Raw genomic sequence first — 21,950 nt, forward strand, 5'->3', positions numbered from 1 at the left:
GAGGGGCGCCGTAGCGAGCGGCCTTCCAGGGGTGTGCCCGCAAGGCGCGGGCGCGACGTCGTGCCGGATCGCCCTTCGAGCGGCCGCAACGCCGCGGGCGCGCCGCTGGAGGGTCGCGCAGTAGGCGGCCGTCCACGGGTCCAGGCTGAGAGTGCGACGCTGCGGGTCGACGGCGACGCCGTCCCGCTCGGAGCGCCCGGAGCGTCGTTGCTCGACGTCCTCCGGGCCTCCGGCAAGTACGCCGCCAAGGAGGCCTGCGGCCGTGGCGAGTGCGGTGCCTGCACGGTCCTGGTCGGTGACCGGGCCGTGATGTCCTGCACGATGCTGGCCGCGCTGGTGACCGACGAGGTCACCACCGCGGCCGGCCTCGGCGATGCCGCGGCCGACCTGCGGGCCGCCTTCGCCGACCATGCCGCCTTCCAGTGCGGCTTCTGCACGCCCGGCCAGGTGGTCCGCGCCGAGGCCGTGCTCCGCGCGTCCGTCGACCGGAGCCGCGACGAGATCGTCCGCGAGCTGTCGGGCAACGTCTGCCGCTGCACCGGCTACTGCCAGATCGTCGATGCCGTCTGTGCCGTCGCCCAGAGCCGGCAGTGCTCCAGGAGGGACGCGCGATGAGCGCCATCGGGCAGTCCGTGCGCCCCCTGGACTGGGCGGAGAAGACCTCCGGCACCGCGCGGTACGCCGCCGATGAGCCGCCCGCGGGCACCCTGGTCGCGCGCGTCCTGCGCTCGCCGCTGCCGCACGCGGACATCAAGCGCCTCGACGTGTCCGCGGCGCTGCGGGTGCCGGGCGTCCACGCCGTCGTCACCGCCGCCGACTTCCCCGAGGGCCGGCTCTACGAGCACAGCGGTGGCCCCTATTCCGACCGGCCGCCGATGGCCGTCGACCGGGTGCTGTACGTCGGCCACGAGGTCGCCGCCGTCGCCGCCGAGACCGCCGAGGCGGCCGAGGAGGCGATCCGGGCCATCCGGGTCCGCTACCGCCGGCGCAAGCCGCTGCTGACCGTGCCCGACGCGCTCGCCCCGGGTGCCCCGCAGCTGCACCGGCGTGAGGCCGGCGGCAATGTCGCTGTCGCCACCGCCGAGCACTGGGGCGACATCTCCCTCGCCGAGTCCAACGCGACCGTCTCGGCCATGGGCACCTTCCGCTATCCCCGCGTCAACCACGCCTGCATGGAGCCCAACACCACCATCGCGTGGTGGCACGACGAGCGCCTGGAGATGTGGACCTCCAGCCAGGCGCCCCACTTCGTCGTGCACGAGCTCTCCGCACTGTTCGGGCTCGAGCTCGACCAGGTCGTGTGCCGCGACGTGTCCGTCGGCGGCGGCTTCGGCTCGAAGTCGAAGATCTCCGAGCACGAGGCGCTCGCCGCCGCGCTGTCGATGAAGTGCGGCCGGCCGGTGCTGCTCGAGCTCAGCCGGGCCGAGGAGTTCGCGTTCACCAAGCCGCGGCACGCCTTCACCACGACCCTCACCGCAGCAGCCGACGCCGACGGCCGGCTCTGCTTCCTCGACGCGGTCATCGACGTCGACAACGGCGCCTACAACCACTACGGCCCGTCGGTGATGCGGGCCGGCATCAAGCAGCTCGGCTCGATGTACCGTCCCGACGCCGTGCGCTGGGACGCCCGCCTGGTCGACACCAACCTGGTGCCCGGCGGCCAGTTCCGCGGCTACGGCCAGCCGCAGACCGCGATCGCGCTCGAGACGCTGATGGACGAGCTGGCCGAGAAGTGCGGCCAGGACCCCATCGAGTTCCGGATCGCCAACGCCGGCCTGCCCGACACCACCCAGCTCTCCGGCTCGCAGGTCGGCTCCAACCGGCTGCGCGAGTGCCTCGCCGAGGTGCGCGAGCGGATCGGCTGGGACGCCAAGCGCGGCCCGGAACGCCGTCCCTATCGAGGGGTCGGCGTCTCCTCCGGCATGCACGCCAGCGGCTCCTACGCCTACCCGGGCGGCAACACCAGCGCTGCCGGCATCGAGGTGCGCACCACCGGCGAGGTCGTCGTCCGCTTCGGCGGCGCCGACGCGGGCACCGGCCAGCGCACGATCCTCGGCCAGATCGCGGCCGACGTGCTCGGCGTACCGATGGACCGGGTGAGCGTGATCATGTCCGACTGGGACGAGACCCCGCCCGACATGGGCGCCTGGTCCTCCCGCGGCACGCACATGGGCGGGCATGCCGTGCGCCAGAGCGCCGAGGCGATGGCCGCGCGGCTGTGCGAGCTCGGCGCCGAGAAGCTCGGCACCACCGATGTCGCCCTGGCCGACGGCCATGTCGCCTCGGACGGCGACCGCATCGCGATCGCCGACCTGGTCGACCTCGCCGACGAGTCCGCCGACGGCGCGCTCCGCATCGACACCGAGTACGTCGAGCCGAGGATGCAGCCCTACTGGACGGGCATCGAGCGGCCCAACATCTCGGCGACCTACGCCTACGCGGCGCACGCGATCGAGGTCGAGGTCGACCCCGGCACCGGCGTGATCCGGGTGCTGGACTATGCCGCGATCCACGACATCGGCAAGGCGATCAACCCCGCCCTCGTCGAGGGCCAGATCATCGGCGGCGCCGTGCAGGGCCTCGGCGCGGCGCTGGGGGAGAAGCTGCACTACGAGGGCGGCCGCCTGGTCAACGCCGGCTATGTCCACTATCCGTTGCCGCGCGCCACGACGGTGCCGTCGATCGACGTCGACCTCATCGAGGGGCCCGAGCCGGCCGGCCCGTTCAACGCCAAGAGCGTCGGCGAGATCGCACTCATCCCGGCCGCGCCGGCGCTGCTCAACGCCGTGTACGACGCCACGGGCATCCGCTTCCGCGAACTGCCGCTGACACCCGATGTCGTCCTCGCGGGGCTGCGGGAGCGCGACGGCGTGGCGCCGCGCAGGCACCACCTGGCCCGGCGGCCGCGGCGCTGGCAGATCGGCCTCTTCCGCGCGCTCTACCCCTATGGCATCCACCTGCTGCTCGACCGCTGGGGGACGCGCTTCGCGCGCCGTCGTACGCCGCGGCCGGTCGAGCGGGTCGCTCTCCCGGCGACGGTCGCGGAGGCCGTGGCCGAGCTGGCCTCGCCCGACGCGACGGTGATCGGGGGCGGCACCGACGTCCTGGTCCAGCGTGACCAGGAGCTGCTCTTCCCGACGATCCTGGTCGGCACCGGCGCGATCGCGTCGATGCGCACGATCGACGAGGAGCCCGGTGGCGGCTGGCGGATCGGCGCCGCGGTGACCCTCGCCGAGCTCGCCACCTGGGCCGGGAACCGGGTGCCGATGGTGGCGTCGGCGGTCGCGACCATCGCCTCCGCCCAGATCCGCGAGGTGGCGACCGTCGCGGGCAATCTCGGCCAGGAGAAGCGCTGCTGGTTCTTCCGCAACGGCTTCGACTGCTACAAGCGCGGCGGCGTGAGCTGCCCCTGCTACGCGGTCGAGGGCGACCACCGACTGCACCACGCGGCGATCGGCGGGCACCGCTGCCAGGCGGTCACGCCCTCGGACCTCGCCACCGTCTTCGACGCACTCGAGGCGACGGTCGTGGTCACCGGCCCGCACGGCTCGCGCCGGGTGTCGATCGCCGGCCTGTACGCCGGTCCGGGCGAGCTCGACCTGCGCCCCGGTGAGCTGGTCGAGGCGATCGTGCTGCCGGCCTCCGCCCTGGCGGCGCGCGGCACCTTCGTCAAGCTGCAGCAGTGGGACGGCGACTTCGCGCTGGTGTCGCTCGCCGCCTGCGCGAGCGTCGGCCCCGACGGTCGTTGGGCCGCCGCGCGCTACGTCTTCGGCGGGCTCGCGCCCAAGCCCTGGCAGCCGCCCCGGCTCGGGCGCGTGCTGGCCGGCACCGTCCCGACGGCCGACACGGTGGCCGCCGTACTCGACGAGGACCTCTCGTGGGAGGCCCATCCACTGCCGGGGAACCGATGGAAGCTCGACGCCGCCGTCGGCCTGGCCCGACAAGCGACCGAGCGACTGCTCGACGAGGACGTGATGAAGAGGAGTGACGATGACTGACGTCGATACCGCGACCGCGCGGGGTACGGCGATCGTCGACCGGCTCAAGGCCGGCGGGGTGGGCCTCGCGGCGTACCTGCCGGACAGCTGGCTGAGCCCGCTGATCGGCGAGGTGGTCGCGGACCCGGGCGTCGTCGACGTCCGGGTGACGCGCGAGGACGACGCCGTCGCGATCGCCGGCGGCGCCGCCCTGATGGGGCTGCGCTCGGCGGTGCTGTGCCAGAACGCCGGCGTGCTGCTGTCGGCCAACGTGCTGGCGGCGTTCGCCCACCACCACGAGCTGCCGCTCGTCGTCGTGGCCGCCGCCCGGGGCGGCGCCGAGGACGGCTTCTACTACCAGATGTACAAGGGCCAGGTGACCGCCGGCGTCGCGGCCGCGGCCGGGCTGACCGTGCACCACGTCGACGGTCCGGCCGACGACTGGCTGTTCGAGAGGGCGAGCGAGCAGGCGTGGCTGCTGCGGCGGCCGGTCGTGCTGCTCTGCTCGCGCCGGGCGCTGCTCGGGGAGTCCTCGTGAGGCGCGGCGACGTGGCCGCGGCGATCGCCGCGGCCGCGCCCGGGCACGTCGTCGTGGCGAGCCTCGGCACCGCCGGCCGCGCGTGGCGCGAGCACGGCGGAAGCAATCCGACGTTCTACGCGTCCGACCCGATGGGCGCGGCGCCCGGCCTGGCGCTCGGTGCCGCGCTGGCCCGGCCGGACCTGGACTTCGTCCTGCTCGAGGGCGACGGCGACCTGGTCATGAACCTCGGCTCGCTGCTCGCCATCGCCGACGCGGCGCCCGCGAACCTGCGTGTCGTCGTGTTCAACAACGGCCGCTACGAGACGGGCGGGGGCCAGCCGCTCGCGGCCGGCGCCGCCGCCGACCTGGCCGCGATCGCGCGGGGGGCCGGCTGGCCGTTCGCGCGCACCGTCGCACGCGACACATCCGCCGAGGCGCTCCCGGAGCTGCTCGGCGAGCTGCTCGGAGCAGCACCCGGACCGGCGATGCTCGTCGTCGAGGTCGACCCGGAGCCCTCGCCGTACGGCGGGCCGGGCGAGCTCTCGGGCGCGGAGGCGCAGCGGGAGTTCCGGACGGCACTGGCGAACTGGGAACGATCGAAGGGTGACGAAGGATGACGACACGGCTGCTGCGCAACGCCCGGCTGCTGGACCTCGAGCACGGCGGTGAGCTCGGCGACGTGGTGGTCGTGGACGGCGTCATCGCCGACCTCGGCCCCGGCGCCGCCGACCGTTGGCTCGCGCAGGCGGGTGCCGGCGCGGCCGAGTCGACCGACTCTGTCGATGTCGGCGGCGACCTGCTCATCCCGGGCCTGGTCAACGCGCACACGCACTCCAACCAGACCATCGAGAAGGGCCTGTGCGACGCCCTCCCGCTCGACGCGTGGATGGTCGTCGCGTCGTACGGCGGCGCCGGCGCCCGGCTCTCGCCGCGCGACCTCTACGTGTCGGCGATGGTCGGCGCGATCGAGATGGTCCGCAGCGGCGCGACCTCCGTGCTCGACTGCGCCCGCTCGGACAACGAGTGGGTCGACGACGGCATGGACGCCATCATGCAGGCGTACGCCGACCTCGGCTTCCGCGCCAACGTCGCGATCCAGTACTCCGACCTCGACTTCTTCTCCTCGATCCCGGTCGACCTGGTGCCCGGCGGCGCGGAGCTCCGCAAGCCGCCGGTCGCCGACCCCGACGTGGTGCTCGCGGCGGCGAACCGGTTCGTCGACCGCTGGCAGGGCAGGTCGCCGCTGCTGCAGCCGCTGCTCGGGCCGTCGTCCCTGCCGCGGTGCTCGACCGAGCTGTTCGAGGCCAGCGTCGAGACGGCGCGCACGCGCGGCGTCCGGATGCAGACGCACCTGCTCTCCGCGCAGTCGCAGATCCGGATGGCCCAGCAGCGCTACGGCGTCTCGACGGTGGAGTTCCTCGCGAAGCTCGACGCCCTGCAGGACTGGGCGTCGTTCGCGCACGCGATCTGGCTGAGCCCCGAGGAGATCGAGCTCTTCGCGCAGACCGACGCGGTCGCCGTCCACAACCCGGCGAGCAACCTCAAGCTGGGCGCGGGCGTGGCACCGGTGCCGGCACTGCTCAGGGCGGGCGCGAAGGTCGCGATCGGCTCGGACGGGGCGTCGAGCAATGACACGCAGAACATGTTCGAGACGCTCAAGCTCTCCACGATCCTGCACCGGGTCCAGGGGCCGCCGGAGACCTGGCCGACGGCGAACGACGGCCTCGGCATGTGCTGGAACCACGGCGCCGCCGCGCTCGGCGCGAACGTCGGCCGCCTCGCGGTCGGCGCGGCAGCCGATCTGACCGTGATCGACACCGACTACGTCTGGCCCGCGCCGGCCGAGCAGCTGCGCCACCAACTGGCGTACGCCGAGCTCGGCTCGGCCGTCCGCAGCGTCTACGTCGCGGGCGAGGGGGTCTTCGTCGACCGCCGCTTCCCGGGCATCGACGAGGACGCGATCCGTGCCGAGGCGCGGGAGATCGCCACCCGGATCTGGACGACCCTGCCCGACCGGCTCGCCCGGTTCGAGGAGGTGCGGCCGGTCCTGGAGCAGGTCGAGGCCGCTGTCGGCGGGGGCTCGGCGGTCTGTCACTAGTCGCTCGCGCCGAAGTAACACGCCGTTGCTCGCAGTAACACGCCGTCCACGTTGCTGGGACGGCGTGTTACTGCAGTTTTCGGCACGTGGACGGCGTGTTACTGCGGGGCCCGGCGGGTGAACCCCCTCCCCGACCCACGTCAGAGTCATATTGCTATGCGAGATATCGACTCGCATATTGACATGGGCCCGGGGACGCCCTACGTTCGTCAGAACGTGACCGGGGTCACGCCGCCCGAGAGATCACCGTCCTCCCCAGGGGGTCCGATGCAGACCGACCAAGCAGCCGTCCGCGGCCCGGAACGGGCCGGCTGGACCGGCTGGGCCGACCGAGCCGGCCCGGCCGCGCTGGGGGTGGCGGGGGTGGTGAGCCTGCTGCTGCTCTGGCAGCTCCTCGGCACCCTGGACGTCGTCCCCCGCTCGTCGCTCCCCGGCCCGTGGTCGGTGCTGGGGGCGTTGCCGACGATCCTCGGCGACGGGGACTTCCTGGCCGGCGCCGTCGACAGTGCCGCGGCCACGGGGATCACGGTCCTCGTCGGCTCGCTCGTGGCGGTGGCCGTGGGCCTGGTCGCGAGCAGCTTCGCCTTCCTCCAGCGCCCGACCATGGTGGTGGTCAACACCTTCCGCTCGGTGCCGGCCACCGCGCTGATCCCGATCGGCGTGCTCATCTTCGGCCTGGGCATGGAGATGAAGGTCTCCATCGCCCTGTACGCCGTGGTGTGGCCGATCCTGATCAACACCATCTACGGCGTCGCCACCACCGAGCCGATGCGCCGCGACGTCGCCCGCTCGCTGCGCTGGGGCTGGTGGCGTCAGCAGGCGCTGGTCACGCTGCCGAGCGCGCTGCCCTCGATCCTCACCGGTGTCCGGGTCGCCGTCGGCATCGCGCTGGTCGTGGTGATCTCGACCGAGCTGCTCGGCGCGCGGTACGGCGTCGGCACGGTCCTCGTCCAGTACACGCAGGCCTCGCGCCCCGAGGTCGTCTACGCCGGCGTCCTGTTGCTCGGCACCGCGGGCGCCCTGCTCTTCTCCGCGCTGGTCCGGGCCGAGCGCCGGCTCGTGAGGTGGGTGGCCCATGACTAGCCGGCAGCTGACGGGCTCGACGACGGCGGGGCCGGGCCGGGCGGTGACCGCCCTGCGGCGTACCGCGTCGGGCGTGGGCAACCTCTGGCTGCTGGCGCTCGTGCTGGTGCTCTGGGAGGTCTACGGCCGGGTCAGCGGGTCGCTCTTCGTGCCGCCGATCTCGCGGATCCTCCAGAACTTCGGCGACGTCTGGCTCGGGGGACCGGCCTCGCAGCTCTTCCTCTCCGACCTGTTCTGGAGCGAGGTGACGACCAGCCTGTCGCGCTTCGCCCGCGGTTGGGGTCTGGCCGTCGTGGTCGGCATCGGATGCGGTGTCGTGCTCGGCCGGAGCCGGGTGATCGCCCAGATGTACGGCCCGGTCGTCCGCTTCTTCGCCGCGATCCCCAACACCGTGCTGCTGCCGATCGCGGTCCAGATCTTCGGCGTCGCGAGCAACATGAACGTCTTCCTGATCTTCCTGGGCAGCGTCTGGGTGGTCATGATCAACACGGCCGACGGCGTCGCCGGCGTCGACCCGATGTGGCTGCGCAGCGCCCGCAGTCTCCGCGTCCCGCACTGGGTGCTCTACCTCCGGGTGATCGTGCCGGCCGCGGCGCCGCAGATCCTCGCCGGCCTCCGGGTGAGCCTCGGGATCGGGCTGATCCTCATGGTGATCTCGGAGCTGTACGCCACCACCGAGGGTCTCGGCTTCCAGATCGTCGTGGCCCAGTCGAGCTTCCGCTACCTCGACATGTGGTCCGCCTTCGTCCTGATCGGCCTGATCGGGATCGTCCTCAACCTGGCCTTCGGCAGGATCGAGACCCGGCTGCTGCGTTGGCAGCGGCGCAGCGGTCTCGACGCACTGTGATCCACCGGCACCCACAGGGAGTGAACCGATGAATGTCGTCGTCGACCGAGTCCGCAAGTCCTACGGCCGCGGGGTCGAGGCTCGCGAGGTGCTCACCGAGACCTCGCTGACCATCCGGTCCCAGGAGTTCGTCAGCATCGTCGGGCCCTCGGGCTGCGGCAAGTCGACGCTGCTCATGATGATGGCCGGCCTGCTCAAGCCGTCCAGCGGCGAGATCCGGCTCGGCGACGATCCGATCACCGGGCCGCCGGAGGGACTCTCCGTCGTCTTCCAGGACTACAGCCGCTCGCTGTTCCCGTGGATGAGCGTGCGTCGCAACCTCACGACCGCCCTGACCGCGTCGCGCCTGTCCAAGGAGGAGCAGCGCTCCCGCGTGGAGCACGCGCTCGCGTCCGTGGGCCTGGCGGGCAAGGGGGAGATGTACCCCTGGCAGATGTCGGGCGGCATGCAGCAGCGGGTCGCCATCGCCCGGGCGCTGGTCACCGAGCCGACGGTGATGCTGATGGACGAGCCCTTCGCGGCCGTCGACGCCCAGACCCGCGCCGACCTCGAGGACCTCGTCCTCCGGGTGCGCCACGAGTACGACGTGACCGTGGCGTTCGTGACCCACGACATCGACGAGTCGGTCTACATGGCCGACCGGATCGTCGTCCTGGCGGCGAACCCCGGCCGGATCGCAGCCGACCTGACCGTCGACCTGCCCCGGCCGCGGGACCAGGTCGAGACCAAGCTCGACGCCCGCTTCGCCAAGCTCCGCAGCGAGGTGTTCCGCCTGGTGATGCGGCCCGACACCCCGGCGACGGCCTGACCCGCCGAGTGTCGCCCCCAGCTCGCCCGCGGCACCCGTCGCGGGGCGATGTCCCCTCCCCTCCCATCGAATCCCTCCCAACGAAAGGGCGCGCCATGAGAGCTCGTCATGCATTCCCTCTGCGTCGCCGGCTGGCGGTCGCCGGCGTCCTCGGTCTCGGCCTCGGTACGACGCTGGCCGCGTGCGGGTCGTCGTCGGACGACGACGCCGGTGCCGACGGCGGCAGCCTGCGGGTCACCACGCTGGGCCTGTGCAACGAGGTCGTCTACTGGGCCCAGGAGAAGGGCCTGTTCGCCGACCACGGCGTCGACGTCGAGCTGGTGAAGTCGACCGGCGGCGCCGCGGCCCTGACCGCCCTGCAGAGCGGCGACATCGACCTGGCCTTCGCCAACCCCTTCTCCACGATGATCGCCATCGACCAGGGCCTGGACCTCAAGTGGATCGCCACCGCCTACGAGACCACCAGCGTGGAGGCGGACGCCGCCAACGCCATGGTCGTGGCCAAGGACGCCGGGATCACCGACGCCGCCGGCCTGAACGGCAAGACGATCGGCGTCAACGAGGTCGGCGGCATCAACCAGATCGCGTCGAGCCAGTGGATGAAGCTGAAGGGCGGTGACCCGAGCTCGGTCAAGTTCGTGGCGCTGCCGTTCAACGAGCTGGCCTCCGCTGTCGCCTCGGGCAAGGTCGCCGCGGCGCAGGTACCGGCCCAGAACGTCGACCCGGAGCTCGGGCTGGTCAGCCTCGGCGACCCCTATGTCGTCGCGGGCGAGGGCAGCAACCTGGTCTTCGCCGGCTATGTCGCGACCGGCAAGGAGGCGAAGGACAAGGAGAAGGAGCTCAAGGCCTTCCAGGACGCGCTGATCGAGACCAACGAGGCGTTCAACGACCCGGCCAACGACGACGAGCGCTTCAAGCTCGCCTCGGCCCAGTGCAAGCAGGACGCCGCCGTGCTGAAGACCCTGCCGGAGAACATCTACGAGGCCAGGGTCGACACCGGCGCCCTCGAGCGGATGGGCGAGATCCTCGTGGGCCAGGACCGCCTCGACGACCCGCCCTCGCCCGAGGACTTCGTGCCGTCGTACGTGACGACGAAGTAGCGGAGCGCGCCTGTCTGGCGCGGCTCCCGAGGACGAACGAGGGCGCCCGGACCGGTTGGTCCGGGCGCCCGTTCGGGTGTGGCGCGGCGGTGTCAGCCCAGCAGCTTGACCGCGACGGCCTTCTCCCGCGTGAACTCGTAGAGTCCGCGGTAGCCGTTGCCGGAGGAGAACCCGCTCTGCTTGGCCATGTTGAACGGCATGCCGATCACGCCGGCGTCGGAGAACTGGTTGACCGAGATCTGCCCGGCGTCGATCTCGGCGGACATGCGCAGCGCGCGGGAGACGTCGCTGGTCCAGATGCAGGCGAGCAGGCCGAAGTCGGTGCCGTTGGCCAGGGCGATGGCGTCGTCGTCGCCGGCGAAGGTCTCGACGGTGAGCACCGGTCCGAAGATCTCCTGGCCGACGATGGCGGCGTTGCGGTCGGTCACCTCGAGCACGGTGGGGGACAGGAAGTTGCCGGCGTCGCGCCCCTCGGGGCGGGTGCCGCCGAGGAGGAGCTCGACGCCGTCGCCGAGCGCGCCCTCGACCAGGCTGCTCACGCGGGCGTGCTGGGCCTGGTTGACCAGGGGGCCCATGTCGAGGTCGTCGTCCCAGGCGCCGATCCGGATCTCGCCCATCGCGGCGAGCACGCGGGCGCGGACCTCGTCCGCGATCCCGGCCTCGACGAGGAGGCGCGAGCCGGCGTTGCAGTTCTGGCCGGCGTTCTCGGTGATCGACCGCACGATGGCAGGTACCGCGACGTCCAGGTCGGCGTCCGCGAAGACGACGTTCGGCGACTTGCCGCCGAGCTCGACCTTGATCGGGATCAGGTTCCGGGCGGCGGCCTGCATGACCAGGCGGCCGGTCGCGACGGACCCGACGAAGCTGATGTGGTCGATGCCGGGGTGGCTGACCAGGGTGGCGCCGAGCTCGACGCCGACGCCGGTGAGGACGTTGAGGACGCCGGCGGGCAGGCCGGCCTCCTCCGCGAGCTCGACGAGCGCGTGGATCACCAGCGGGGCGACCTCGGACGGCTTCAGCACGACCGTGTTGCCCGCGGCCAGCGCCGGCGCGAGGTTGGCGGCGCACAGGACCGCGGGGACGTTCCAGGGCAGCACGATCGCGCACACGCCGTGCGGCTCGCGACGGGTGAAGCCGAAGTAGTCGGGCGAGCGGGTCGGCAGCGTCGCGCCGGTCAGCTTGTCGGCGCCGCCGGCGGTGAACTGCAGGATCGAGCCGGCGATCTGGACGTTCAGGAGCCCGCCGGAGAGCGGCTTTCCGACGTTGCGCGCCTCGAGCGCCGCCAGGCGGTGCTGGTGCTGGAAGACCAGGCCCGCCCAGCGGCCGAGGATCGCGCCGCGCTCGGAGGGTGAGCGCCGGGACCAGTCGCGCGCGGCGGCGCGGGCGGCGGACACGGCACGGTCGACGTCGGCGACCTCGCTGGCCGAGATCCGGCCGAAGGTCTCGCCCGTCGCGGGGTCGACGGAGGGGAACGCGGAGTCCCGCTCGAGCCAGCTGCCGCCGATGAAGGTGCCGGGGTGATCGCCGCTCGGAGCGGAGCTCGGGGCGGGTGTCGCGGGGGTCGTTGTGTCCGTGGTCACAGCCCTATCGTCCGGCCCGCTGATCACAATAGTCAAGATGATGTGTTGCATTGCGAGACGGGCTGGTGCATGCTGGCGCAGTTCCCGGGGCTCGGCCGGCAGGCACTCGGACCAGGTCGGAACGACCCGCAAAGTCACGCACTACTCGGATGGATCGAGGGCGGAGAAACATGCGAATCCAGAAGTTCTCAGCAGCCTGCGTTGCTGTCGCCATGCTCGCGCTGGCCGGTTGCGGCTCCAGCGACGAGCCGAAGAAGGAGAAGGGCTTCGACGGCCCCGACCCGTTCGCGGTCGCGCGCGGGGAGGCCATCGGCGAGCCCGGTACGGCGACCGCACCCCAGTGGGCGGGCGAGGGCGCCGTCCCGAAGAGCCAGCCGGACCAGAACGGCGACGGCAAGGTGTCCATCGGCGTCATCACCTCGGGCGACACCAATGACGGCACCTACTACCAGAGCACGGCGGACGCGGTGGCCTACGCCGCGGACCAGCACGACTGGGAGTACACCGTCCAGGGCCTGGTCCCGCTGACCCAGGCGGTCACCGCGGCGGAGAACCTGTGCCGCCAGAAGGTCGACCTGATCGTGATCAGCGACGCCCAGCTCGCCCAGGGCGTCACCGCGGCGTCCAACCCGCTGTGCAAGGACACCTTCTTCTACCTGCAGGGCGGCTACGGCTCGCCGGAGCAGGACGAGACCTTCACGCAGTCCTACGACGTCGGCCTCGACTACGCGTACGTCGCGGGCATCGCCATGGGCGCGTACATGAAGGCCAACGACATCAAGAAGACCGGCTTCCTGTCCGGCATCGCTGCCCCGTTCAACACCACCATCGGCAAGGTGTTCTCCGAGGGCGTGAAGGCCCAGGTGCCCGACGCCGAGGTCGTGGAGACCTACACCGGCGACCAGATCGACGTCGGCAAGGCCGTCGAGGGCTTCAACGCCCAGGCCTCCCAGGGCATCGGCGCGGTCTACCCGTACTTCGGCGCCCCGACCGTCGCGGTCGCCAAGAAGGCGAAGGAGGCCGGCATCCCGGTGCTCGGCTCGCCGAAGACCTTCTGCGACTCCAGCGACGCCGACTTCATCGGCGAGGTCGTCTTCGCCCCCGGCTACTACCTGGCTCCGATGCTCGACCTCTTCGCCGAGGGCAAGCTCGAGCTCGGTGTGACCCGCAACTGGCGCCTCGGTGTCGACCCGGTCCCCGCGGTCCACGCGTGCGACAGTGCGGGCGACGGCAAGGACGCCATGAGCCAGGCGATCGAGCAGGCGCAGGCGGACATCAACGCCGGCAAGATCGACCTGTTCGGCATGGCCGGCGCGTCCTGATCCGACGATGATGAGTGAGGCTGCAGCTTCCCGACCGGAGGTGGAGACGGTGGCGCCGGCGCTCCGCATGGCCGGCATCACCAAGCACTTCAACGGGGTCCCGGCCTGTTTCGACGTCGACTTCGAGGTCGCGCCGGGGGAGATCCACGGCCTGCTGGGGCAGAACGGCGCCGGCAAGTCGACCCTGATGAACATCCTCCTCGGGCTGGTCCGCCCGGACCGCGGAGAGGTGACCCTGGCCGGTGAGCCGACGGTCATCCGCGACCCGAACGCGGCCCGCGCCCTCGGCGTACGGATGGTGCACCAGCACTACAGCCTCATCCCGACGCTGTCGGTCTGGGAGAACGTGGTCCTCAGCGGCGAGGGTCGGGTCGACCGGGACCACACGATCGCGCAGATCGAGGAGGTCAGCGAGCGCTTCGGCCTCGAGGTCTCCCCGCGGGCGATGGTCGGCGACCTCAGTGTCGGGGAGCAGCAGCGCGTCGAGCTGGTCACCTGCCTGATCGACCGGCCGCGGCTGCTCGTCCTCGACGAGCCGACCGCGGTCCTCACCCGGCAGGAGTCCCGCTCGCTGTTCACCATGCTCCGCCGGCTGGTCGACCAGGACGGCTGCTCGGTCGTCCTGATCAGCCACAACCTGGCCGAGATCACCGCGGTCGCCCATCGCGCCACGGTGATGCGAGGCGGTCGCGTCGTCTCCCGGGTGATCCCCGCGGAGACGCCGGTGGCCGACCTCGCCCGCCACATGATCGGGCGCGACTTGCCCGGTACGGCGGACGTGGCCGCCGCGATCGGCGCCGACCCGGCGCCGGTCGCGGCCGAGCCGGCGGGGAACCCGGAGCCGGTGGCGCCCTTGGGTCCGGCCGGACGGGCGGACGGCGAGCCGGTGCTGCGCATCGTCGGCGCCACCGCCACCCACGAGGGCACTCGCGCACTCGACGCGCTCGACCTCGAGATCCGGGCGGGCGAGATCGTCGGCGTCGCCGGCGTCGAGGGCAACGGCCAGCAGTGGCTGTCCGCGCTGCTCGCCGGCTCGCTCTCGCTGCAGGACGGCGAGGTCCGGGTGCACGGGCAGCGGGTTCCGGTCGGTCGACCGGGCTCGACGCGCAAGGCCGGCGTGGGCGTCGTACCGGAGGACCGGAAGACGTCCGGCTGCATCCTCGACATGTCCGTCGCGGACAACCTGGCGCTGGCCGGGCTGAAGTCGCTCTCGCGTGCCGGGATCGTCTCCCGGCGCAGACTGCACGGCCTGGCAGAGCGACTCGTCGAGGAGTTCGACATCGCCGTCGCCTCGGTCGACCAGCCGATGCGCTCGCTCTCGGGCGGCAATCAACAGAAGGTCGTCCTCGCTCGGGAGATGTCCGCGGGGCCGGCGGTCCTCGTGCTCGCCCAGCCCACCCGCGGCCTGGACGTCGGCGCGGTCGCCGACCTGCACGAGCGGATGCGCCAGGCGGCCGCCGCCGGCGTGGCCGTGCTGCTCATCTCGTCCGACCTGAACGAGATCATGCAGCTCTCCGACCGCATCGCCGTGATCTACCGGGGCCGGATCCAGGGTGAGCTGGCCCGAGCCGAGGCCGACCCCGAGAAGCTCGGCCTGTTGATGGGAGGAGTGTCCGCATGAACACCCCAAGTCCTTCTTCTCCTCCGCTTCGCTCCCCCGAACAAGCACCCGGGGACCCCGTTCAGAGCACCGACGTCTCGGAGTCGCCGGTCCAGGAGGACGCGACCCCACCCCCGCCGCGCGGTGGCGCCCGCCGCGGCCCCGATGCCGCGATGGGCGGCCTGGTCGGGATGCTGCGCTCGAGCACCCGGCCGGCGACCGAGCAGGTCCTCGCCTTCCTGACCTTCCTGTCGCTGGGCATCGGGGTCGGGCTGCTGCTGGGCTGGGCGACCGGTCACGACCCGGGCGTCATCCTCGGCAACCTGTTCGAGGGCAGCGTCGGCAGCAGCATCTCGATCGGCTACATGCTCACCGCCGCCGCACCACTCCTGCTGGTCGCCGTCGGTGCGGTGATCTGCATGCGGGCCGGGCAGTTCAACATCGGCCAGGAGGGCCAGGTCACCCTCGGCGCGATCGGCGCCGGATTCGTCGTCTTCCACGTCGACGCCTCCGGGCCGGTCACCATCGTGCTGGCCTTCGCCGGCGCCGCGGTGGCCGGTGCGGGCTGGGCCCTGCTGGCCGCCCTGCTGAAGTTCGGGCGCGGCGTCGACATCGTGGTCAGCTCGCTGCTCCTCGTGTTCCTCGCCGAACAGCTCCTCACCGCGCTGATCAGCGGCGACGGTCCGCTGCACGACGACGGTGACGGCGTCCTCGGCGGCGGGACGGCGTCGCAGTCGCCGCGGGTGCCCGAGAAGGCGATGCTGCCGACGATCCACATCCTCGGCGTCGACGTACCGCTGGCGTTCGTGCTGGCGCTCGTCGCCGCCGTCCTGGTCGCCTGGTTCCTCGCCTCCGCGCACGCCGGCTACCGGCTGCGGATCCTCGGCCAGAACCCGGCCGTCGCCGGCACGATCGGCATCAGTGCACCCCGGCTGGGCTCGCTGGCCGTCGCGGCCTCCGGCGCCTTCGCCGGCGCGGCGGGCGCGGCGATCCTGATGGGCCAGAGCTTCCAGCTCAACCCCGGTGTCTCCAGCTCGATCGGGTGGAGCGGCCTGCTCATCGCCCTCGCCGCGCGGACCAACGCCGGCGTGAGCGTCCTGCTGGCCCTCGTGTTCGGCGCGATGGTCGCCGGCGGCGGACTGCTCGGCGGCGACGGCATCCCCGTCGACATCGTCAACGTCATCACCGCCGCCATCGTGGTCGCCCTGCTGTGTCCCCCCGTCCTGCTCGCGGCCGTGCGCCGGCGCCGGATCCGTCGCTCCGTGGAGGCCTGAGATGAATCTGACGACGGATCTCGAGACGATCCTGACCGCGTCGGTGCCGCTGATGGTGCCGTTGCTCTTCGCCGGCCTGGGGGAGTACGTCGCCCAGCGGGCCGGCACCTTCAACCTCTCGGTCGAGGGGATGATGCTCGGCTCCGCCTTCGCGGCGGCGTACGGCGCCTCGGCGTCCGGCTCGCCCGTCGTGGGGCTGCTGTGCGGCATGCTCGCCGGGTTGGCGGTGGCCTTCGTGCACGGCAACCTGAGCCACCGGCTGCAGCTCAACACCTATGTCGTGGGCCTCTCGCTCAACGTGCTGGTGCTCGGCGTGACCAACTACCTGCTGTCCACGACGATGCTCGACATCCCCGGCAGCTCGGCCTGGCGGATCCCGCTGCTGTCCGACCTGCCGATCATCGGGAAGGCGTTCTTCGTACAGCCCTGGGTGGTCTACCTGCTGCTGCCGCTGCTGTTCGTCATCTGGTGGGTCCGCCGCCGTCGGGTCGGCCTCGAGCTCCGCGCGGCCGGCGACGACCCGGTCGCCGGCGACCTGACCGGCATCGACGTCAACGCCCGGCGGCGCCAGGCCCTGCTCTTCTGCGGTCTGTGCTCGGGCGTCGGCGGCGCCTACCTGTCGGTCTTCCAGTCCGGCTCGTTCACCTCCGGCATGACCGCGGGACGCGGCTACATCGTGATCGCGGCGGTGATCTTCGGCGGCTGGATGCTGCGCGGCGTGATCGGCGCGTGCGCGGTCTTCGGCATCGCCCAGGGCCTGCAGCTGGCACTGCCCGCGATCGGGTACTCCGTGTCGCCGCAGCTGCTCGCGGCCACGCCGTACCTGCTGGCGCTGGTGTCGCTCGCCCTCCTCGGCGCCCGGTCCAAACGACCACTGGCGCTGGGGCAGCCGTTCGCGCCGGCGAGATAGCGCGCTGTACCGGTCGGCCGGCGGGCCGGTCGTGTGGGGGCCGGTCCGCGCCCAAGCAACACGCTGTTCACGTAGGCCGGCCCTGCTCCCAAGTAACACGCTGTCCATCGCACTACCCGACGGTTCTCGTACGAGATCCCGGCCCTTTCAGCCCCTTTCGCGCTGAGAACCGTCGCCCAGTCGGGTGGACGGCGTGTTACTTGCCCGCCCGACGCCAGCCGCCCGACCGGCGAGGCGAGCACGACCCGGCACGACAACGGGGCCGCATCCGATCGGATGCGGCCCCGTCGCCGTGCGTGTGCTGCTGCGTCAGTCGAAGAGGACGACCCCGCGCAGGTTGCGGCCCGCGTGCATGTCCTCGTAGCCCTGGCCGATCTCGTCGAGCGCGTAGGTGCGGGTGACGATCTCGTCGAGCTTGAGGACGCCGGCGCGGTACAGGTCGAGCAGCGCCGGGATGTCGGCGGTCGGGTTGCACTGGCCGAAGAGCGAGCCCTGGATGCGCTTCTGGTAGAGCGTGAGCTCGGTCAGGCTGATCGGGGCGCCGATGGCGGCGTTGTTGCCCAGGCCGGTGACGACGGCGGTGCCGCCCTTGCGGATGGCCGCGAAGGCCTCGCCGACGTGCTCGCCCGTGACCACGCCGACCGTGACGATGGCGGCGTCGGCGCCCTGGCCGTTGCTGTGCTGGCGGGCGATCTCGGCGGCCTCCTCCATCGTGGCGAAGGCGTGCGTGGCGCCGAAGCGCTTGGCCTCCTCGCGCTTGAACTCGACGGGGTCGACGGCGATGACCGTGGTGGCGCCGGCGTGGACGGCACCCTGGACGGCGTTGATGCCGATGCCGCCGATGCCCATCACGATCACGATATGGCCGGGCCGGACGGCGCCGGAGTTGACTGCCGCGCCCCAGCCGGTCGCGACGCCGCAACCGACGAGGCAGGCCTTGTCGAGGGGGAGGTCGTCGCCGATCCGCACGACGGAGCGGGCGTCGACCGTGGTGGTCTCCACGAAGGCGGACACGCCGCACATCTGGCCGACCGGGTCGCCGCCGTCGGCGAGGTGGAGGCGGGGCACCTCGGGTGCCATCCAGACCTTGCCGCCCTCGTCGCAGAGGTTCTGCATCCCGCTGGCGCACCAGCGGCAACGGCCGCAGGCGGGCAGGAAGGAGAAGATGACGTGGTCGCCCTCGGTCAGGTCGGTGACACCGCGACCGACCTTGGTCACGACGCCCGCGCCCTCGTGGCCGAGAGCGAAGGGGTAGATCGCGACGGGGGAGTCGCCGACGGCGATGTGGTCGTCGGAATGGCACAGGCCGGCGGCGGCCAGGCGCACCTGGACCTCGCCCTCGGCCGGGTCGGAGACCTCCAGGTCGACCACCTCGTAGGGGCCGGGAGCCGTCCGGACGATCGCGCCTCTGGTTCGCATGAGCAGATCCTTCTCGTGTCCTCGCAGGTGCTGTCCACCTGACCGTAAGGGACGTCGGATGATTGCGCAATGCGAGACGTTGACTCGCCTTGCGAGACGGTCTAGTCTCGCTTGAGAGTTCGCTCACACAGGTACGGCCGATGAGGACGGGGTATGTCAACCTACGAGAAATTCGACCACCACTCGCCCGAATGCCGCGATGACATCGTCGGCTACTACGCGGCGTTCCGAGACAAGTGTCCGGTGGGCCGGTCGGATGCGCACGAGAACGGATACGTCTATCTCACGCGGTACGCCGACGTCTTCCACGTCGCGCGCAACGACGCGCTGTTCTCCTCCACGCGAGCGGCGGGCAACCTCGAGGGCACCGCGATCGTCATCCCGAGCGGTCCGTTCGGCGGCAACATGCAGCAGCCCCTCGAGCTGGACCCGCCGGACAACGTGGAGTACCGCCGGCTCCTCGACCTGATCCTGTCGCCGGCCGCCGTCGACGGGCTGCGCCCGATGATCGCGCGGCACGCCTCGCGGATCGTCGACGAGTTCATCGAGTCCGGCAGCGTCGACCTGGTCGAGGTGCTCACCAACCCGCTGCCCAGCGCGGTCACCCTCGACTGGATCGGCTTCCCCGAGGAGGACTGGATGCGGATCGGTCGACCGATCCACGACGTCTTCACCTCCGAGCCCGGCAGTGAGCGCGCGCAGCGCGCCTACGAGGGCATGGCCTATATGGAGAAGCGCCTTGCCGAGCTGATCGCCGAGCGGCGCGCCCGCCCGCAGGACGACGTGATCAGCATGCTCCTCAAGGAGCGCAAGGCCGACGGCAGCGAGTTCACCGACGCCGAGCTGTTCTCGGTGATCGGCATCGCGATCACCGGCGGCGTCGACACCACGACCTCGCTGACCGGCTCCGTGCTCGTCCACCTCGACGAGCACCCCGAGATGCGCCAGCAGCTCATCGACGCGCCCGACCTGCTGGTCGACGGCACCGACGAGTTCCTGCGCCGCTACGGCTCGGTGACGGCGATGTCGCGGACCACGACCACCGACACCGAGATCGGCGGCTGCCCGGTCAAGGCCGGCGAGCGGGTGCTCGTGCCCTGGTTCGCGGCCAACCACGACCCCGAGGTGTTCAGCGAGCCGCAGGAGGTCCGTCTCGACCGCGACGCCAGCCGGCACCTGACCTTCGGCATCGGCACGCACCGCTGCCCGGGCGCGCACCTGGCCCGCGCGATGTTCCAGGAGATGATCCACCAGGTCCTCACCCGGCTGCCCGACTACAAGGTCGACCGCGAGAACGTCGTCGGCTATGCCTCACGCGGCAACCACATGGGCTGGGACGTCATCCCCGCGACCTTCACGCCCGGTCCGCGGGTCGGCGACCGGGTCGACCAGTTCCAGGGCGCGAGCCACGGCAGCGAGACCTACGAGGTGGTCCTCGACGCGGCCGACCTCGTCGCCGAGGACGTCCTGGCCGTCACCGTCCGCGCGACCGACGGTGGCGCGCTGCCCCGCTGGCAGCCGGGCGCCCACCTCGAGGTGCGGCTGCCCTCCGGCCGGTTGCGGCAGTACTCCCTGTGTGGCCCGCTCGACGACCGCTCGTCGTACCGCGTCGCGGTCCTGCGCGAGCGCGCCGGCCGCGGCGGCTCGGAGGAGCTGCACGACATCGCGGTCGCCGGCCGAGAGCTGACCGTCCGAGGCCCGCGCAACCACTTCCCGCTCGTCGACGCCGACGGGCACCTGCTCATCGCCGGCGGCATCGGGGTCACGCCGATCCTGGCCATGGCCCGCTCGCTCGCCGCGCGCGGCCGGCCCGCCCGGGTCGTGTACGGCGGCCGCTCGCGCGCGACGATGGCGTTCGCGGATGAGCTGACCGCCCTGCCCGGCATCGACGTCGACCTGGTGCCCCAGGACGAGCACGGCTTCCCCGACCTGCAGGCGGCCATCGCGGCGACGCCGCCCGGTACGGCCGTCTACTGCTGTGGTCCCGGCGCCATGATCGCGGAGGTCCAGCGGATCTGCGACGAGCTCGGCCGCCGGGCCGATCTCCACGTCGAGCGGTTCGCCGCGAGCGACGAGATGGAGGCGCGGCTGACCTCGACCGAGGGCAACACCCCGTTCCAGGCCGAGCTGCGGCGCTCGGGCGTCACTGTCGACGTCCCCGTCGACAAGCGCCTGATCGAGGTGATCCGCGAGGCGGTGCCGGGCATCGCCTACGACTGCGAGAAGGGCTTCTGCGGCTCCTGCGAGACGCGGGTGCTCGAGGGGACGCCCGACCACCGCGACGAGGTCCTCAGCGAGACCGAGCAGGCCAACGGGCGGTCGATGATGATCTGCGTCAGCCGGTCCTGCACGCCGAAGCTGGTCCTCGACCTGTAGGCCTGCCTTCGGCGTGATCTGACCCACGCGACACCCGGCACCGGACACCCGGTGCCGGGTGTTCGTGCTGCCCGAAAACCCTGTTCCCATGGGGGTTCTGAGGTCGTGAAGTGCGGCTGATGCTGAGCCCCGCCATCTCGCATGCGTATCGCTTGACATGATGCCATCTCGCAATAAAAGATAGCCGTCATGCACGCGGTCACTACCGAACACGGGATCGGACGAGTCGAGGGCGACGAGATCGCCCTCCTCGCGACCCCGTTCCCCGATCTCGGCGCGGTCGTCGAGGCGACCGGCTCGCTCGCCTGTCTCGACGACTGCGCCGTCACCGGTCGGGTCCCGACCGACGGCACCCGGCTGCTCGCGCCGCTGGGCCGGCCCCGGGCGATGTGGGGCGTCGGACTCAACTACCGCTCCAAGGCGGCCAAGGCCGGGCGGGACCTGCCGGCCGAGCCGATCCTCTACCTGGCGGCGTCCTCGGCGATGCTCTCGCCGGACGCGGAGGTCCCGTTCCCGGCGGACGCGACCGAGCAGCTCGACTACGAGGGCGAGATCGCCGTCGTCATCGGCAGCCGCCTCCACCGCGCCGGACCGGACCAGGTCTGGCCGGCCGTCGCCGGCATCACCGCCGCCAACGACATGACGGCACGCGACGTGATGAAGCGGACGGCGACGCCGACGCTCGCGAAGAGCTTCCCCGGATGCAACCCGCTCGGCAGCTCGGTCTGTTCGGTCGACGAGCTCGCGGATGCCGACGCGATCCCCGTGCGGACCTGGGTCAACGACGACCTGCGCCAGGAGGACACCAGCGCCGGGATGATCTTCGCGATCCCCGACCTGGTCTCCCGCATCTCCTGGTACGCCGCGCTCGAGCCGGGCGACGTCGTGCTCACCGGCACCCCGGCCGGCACCGGCCAGGACCTCGACCTCTTCCTCGCCCCGGGCGACCGGATCCGGATCGAGGTCGGACCGGTGCTGCCGCTCGTCACCACCGTGGGCGCGTCGACCGGCTGAGCCGAATCGCCCAACCGCCGGG

At 71.9% G+C, this 21,950-nt stretch carries 17 protein-coding genes; 15 read left to right on the forward strand and 2 right to left on the reverse strand.

The features are described from left to right. Positions 1-60 precede the first annotated feature (60 nt). The 9 genes from QJ852_02520 (at position 61) to QJ852_02560 (ending at position 10,433) form a co-directional block, all read left to right on the forward strand. Positions 61-615 carry a 2Fe-2S iron-sulfur cluster-binding protein gene (locus QJ852_02520; GenBank protein WGX97317.1) on the forward strand — a complete coding sequence of 185 codons (555 nt, stop codon included), beginning with the start codon at positions 61-63 and terminating at the stop codon, positions 613-615. Beyond that, the gene (locus QJ852_02525) at positions 612-3,998 is read left to right on the forward strand and encodes a molybdopterin-dependent oxidoreductase (GenBank protein WGX97318.1); all 3,387 of its coding nucleotides are present in this window, start codon (positions 612-614) and stop codon (positions 3,996-3,998) included. The genes QJ852_02520 and QJ852_02525 overlap by 4 nt, the downstream gene beginning before the upstream one ends. Further along, complete coding sequence (locus tag QJ852_02530; GenBank protein ID WGX97319.1) at positions 3,991-4,515, forward strand: thiamine pyrophosphate-binding protein; 525 nt, start codon at positions 3,991-3,993, stop codon at positions 4,513-4,515. The genes QJ852_02525 and QJ852_02530 overlap by 8 nt, the downstream gene beginning before the upstream one ends. Further along, positions 4,512-5,114 carry a thiamine pyrophosphate-dependent enzyme gene (locus QJ852_02535; GenBank protein WGX97320.1) on the forward strand — a complete coding sequence of 201 codons (603 nt, stop codon included), beginning with the start codon at positions 4,512-4,514 and terminating at the stop codon, positions 5,112-5,114. The genes QJ852_02530 and QJ852_02535 overlap by 4 nt, the downstream gene beginning before the upstream one ends. Continuing rightward, positions 5,111-6,595 (forward strand): amidohydrolase family protein, encoded by a 1,485-nt coding sequence (locus QJ852_02540; protein ID WGX97321.1) that lies wholly within the window; start codon positions 5,111-5,113, stop codon positions 6,593-6,595. The genes QJ852_02535 and QJ852_02540 overlap by 4 nt, the downstream gene beginning before the upstream one ends. A gap of 267 nt (positions 6,596-6,862) precedes the next feature. Beyond that, complete coding sequence (locus QJ852_02545; GenBank protein WGX97322.1) at positions 6,863-7,678, forward strand: ABC transporter permease subunit; 816 nt, start codon at positions 6,863-6,865, stop codon at positions 7,676-7,678. Beyond that, the gene (locus QJ852_02550; GenBank protein ID WGX97323.1) at positions 7,671-8,525 is read left to right on the forward strand and encodes an ABC transporter permease subunit; all 855 of its coding nucleotides are present in this window, start codon (positions 7,671-7,673) and stop codon (positions 8,523-8,525) included. Before QJ852_02545 ends, QJ852_02550 begins: the two co-directional genes overlap by 8 nt. A gap of 28 nt (positions 8,526-8,553) precedes the next feature. Then, a complete protein-coding gene (locus tag QJ852_02555) occupies positions 8,554-9,333 on the forward strand; it encodes an ABC transporter ATP-binding protein (GenBank protein WGX97324.1) in 780 nt (259 codons plus the stop codon). Between the two features lie 95 nt (positions 9,334-9,428). Continuing rightward, positions 9,429-10,433, forward strand: a complete 1,005-nt coding sequence (locus tag QJ852_02560) for an ABC transporter substrate-binding protein (GenBank protein ID WGX97325.1) — start codon at positions 9,429-9,431, stop codon at positions 10,431-10,433. 92 nt (positions 10,434-10,525) lie between these two features. Here QJ852_02560 and QJ852_02565 read toward each other — a convergent pair whose 3' ends face one another. Next, entirely contained in the window at positions 10,526-12,013 is a 1,488-nt protein-coding gene (locus QJ852_02565) for an aldehyde dehydrogenase family protein (protein WGX97326.1), read from the reverse strand. Between the two features lie 170 nt (positions 12,014-12,183). On the opposite strand from QJ852_02565, the gene QJ852_02570 reads away from it, so the two are divergent. The 4 genes from QJ852_02570 (at position 12,184) to QJ852_02585 (ending at position 17,119) form a co-directional block, all read left to right on the forward strand. Further along, positions 12,184-13,335 carry a BMP family ABC transporter substrate-binding protein gene (locus QJ852_02570; protein ID WGX97327.1) on the forward strand — a complete coding sequence of 384 codons (1,152 nt, stop codon included), beginning with the start codon at positions 12,184-12,186 and terminating at the stop codon, positions 13,333-13,335. Positions 13,336-13,384: 49 nt separating this feature from the next. After that, entirely contained in the window at positions 13,385-14,956 is a 1,572-nt protein-coding gene (locus tag QJ852_02575; GenBank protein ID WGX97328.1) for an ABC transporter ATP-binding protein, read from the forward strand. Between the two features lie 152 nt (positions 14,957-15,108). Further along, the gene (locus QJ852_02580) at positions 15,109-16,209 is read left to right on the forward strand and encodes a hypothetical protein (protein WGX97329.1); all 1,101 of its coding nucleotides are present in this window, start codon (positions 15,109-15,111) and stop codon (positions 16,207-16,209) included. 1 nt (position 16,210) lies between these two features. Further along, positions 16,211-17,119, forward strand: a complete 909-nt coding sequence (locus QJ852_02585; GenBank protein WGX97330.1) for an ABC transporter permease — start codon at positions 16,211-16,213, stop codon at positions 17,117-17,119. A 309-nt stretch (positions 17,120-17,428) separates the two neighbouring features. Here QJ852_02585 and QJ852_02590 read toward each other — a convergent pair whose 3' ends face one another. Then, on the reverse strand, positions 17,429-18,538 hold the full coding sequence (locus QJ852_02590) for an NDMA-dependent alcohol dehydrogenase (GenBank protein ID WGX97331.1): 1,110 nt from the start codon (positions 18,536-18,538) through the stop codon (positions 17,429-17,431). Positions 18,539-18,691: 153 nt separating this feature from the next. Between QJ852_02590 and QJ852_02595 the strand changes: the two genes are divergently transcribed. Both QJ852_02595 and QJ852_02600 read left to right on the forward strand, forming a co-directional pair. Then, positions 18,692-20,914 (forward strand): cytochrome P450, encoded by a 2,223-nt coding sequence (locus QJ852_02595; GenBank protein ID WGX97332.1) that lies wholly within the window; start codon positions 18,692-18,694, stop codon positions 20,912-20,914. A gap of 189 nt (positions 20,915-21,103) precedes the next feature. Further along, positions 21,104-21,928 (forward strand): fumarylacetoacetate hydrolase family protein, encoded by an 825-nt coding sequence (locus QJ852_02600; protein WGX97333.1) that lies wholly within the window; start codon positions 21,104-21,106, stop codon positions 21,926-21,928. Positions 21,929-21,950: the final 22 nt, after the last annotated feature.

Source organism: Nocardioides sp. L-11A (assembly GCA_029961745.1).
Classification (GTDB): Bacteria; Actinomycetota; Actinomycetes; order Propionibacteriales; family Nocardioidaceae; genus Nocardioides.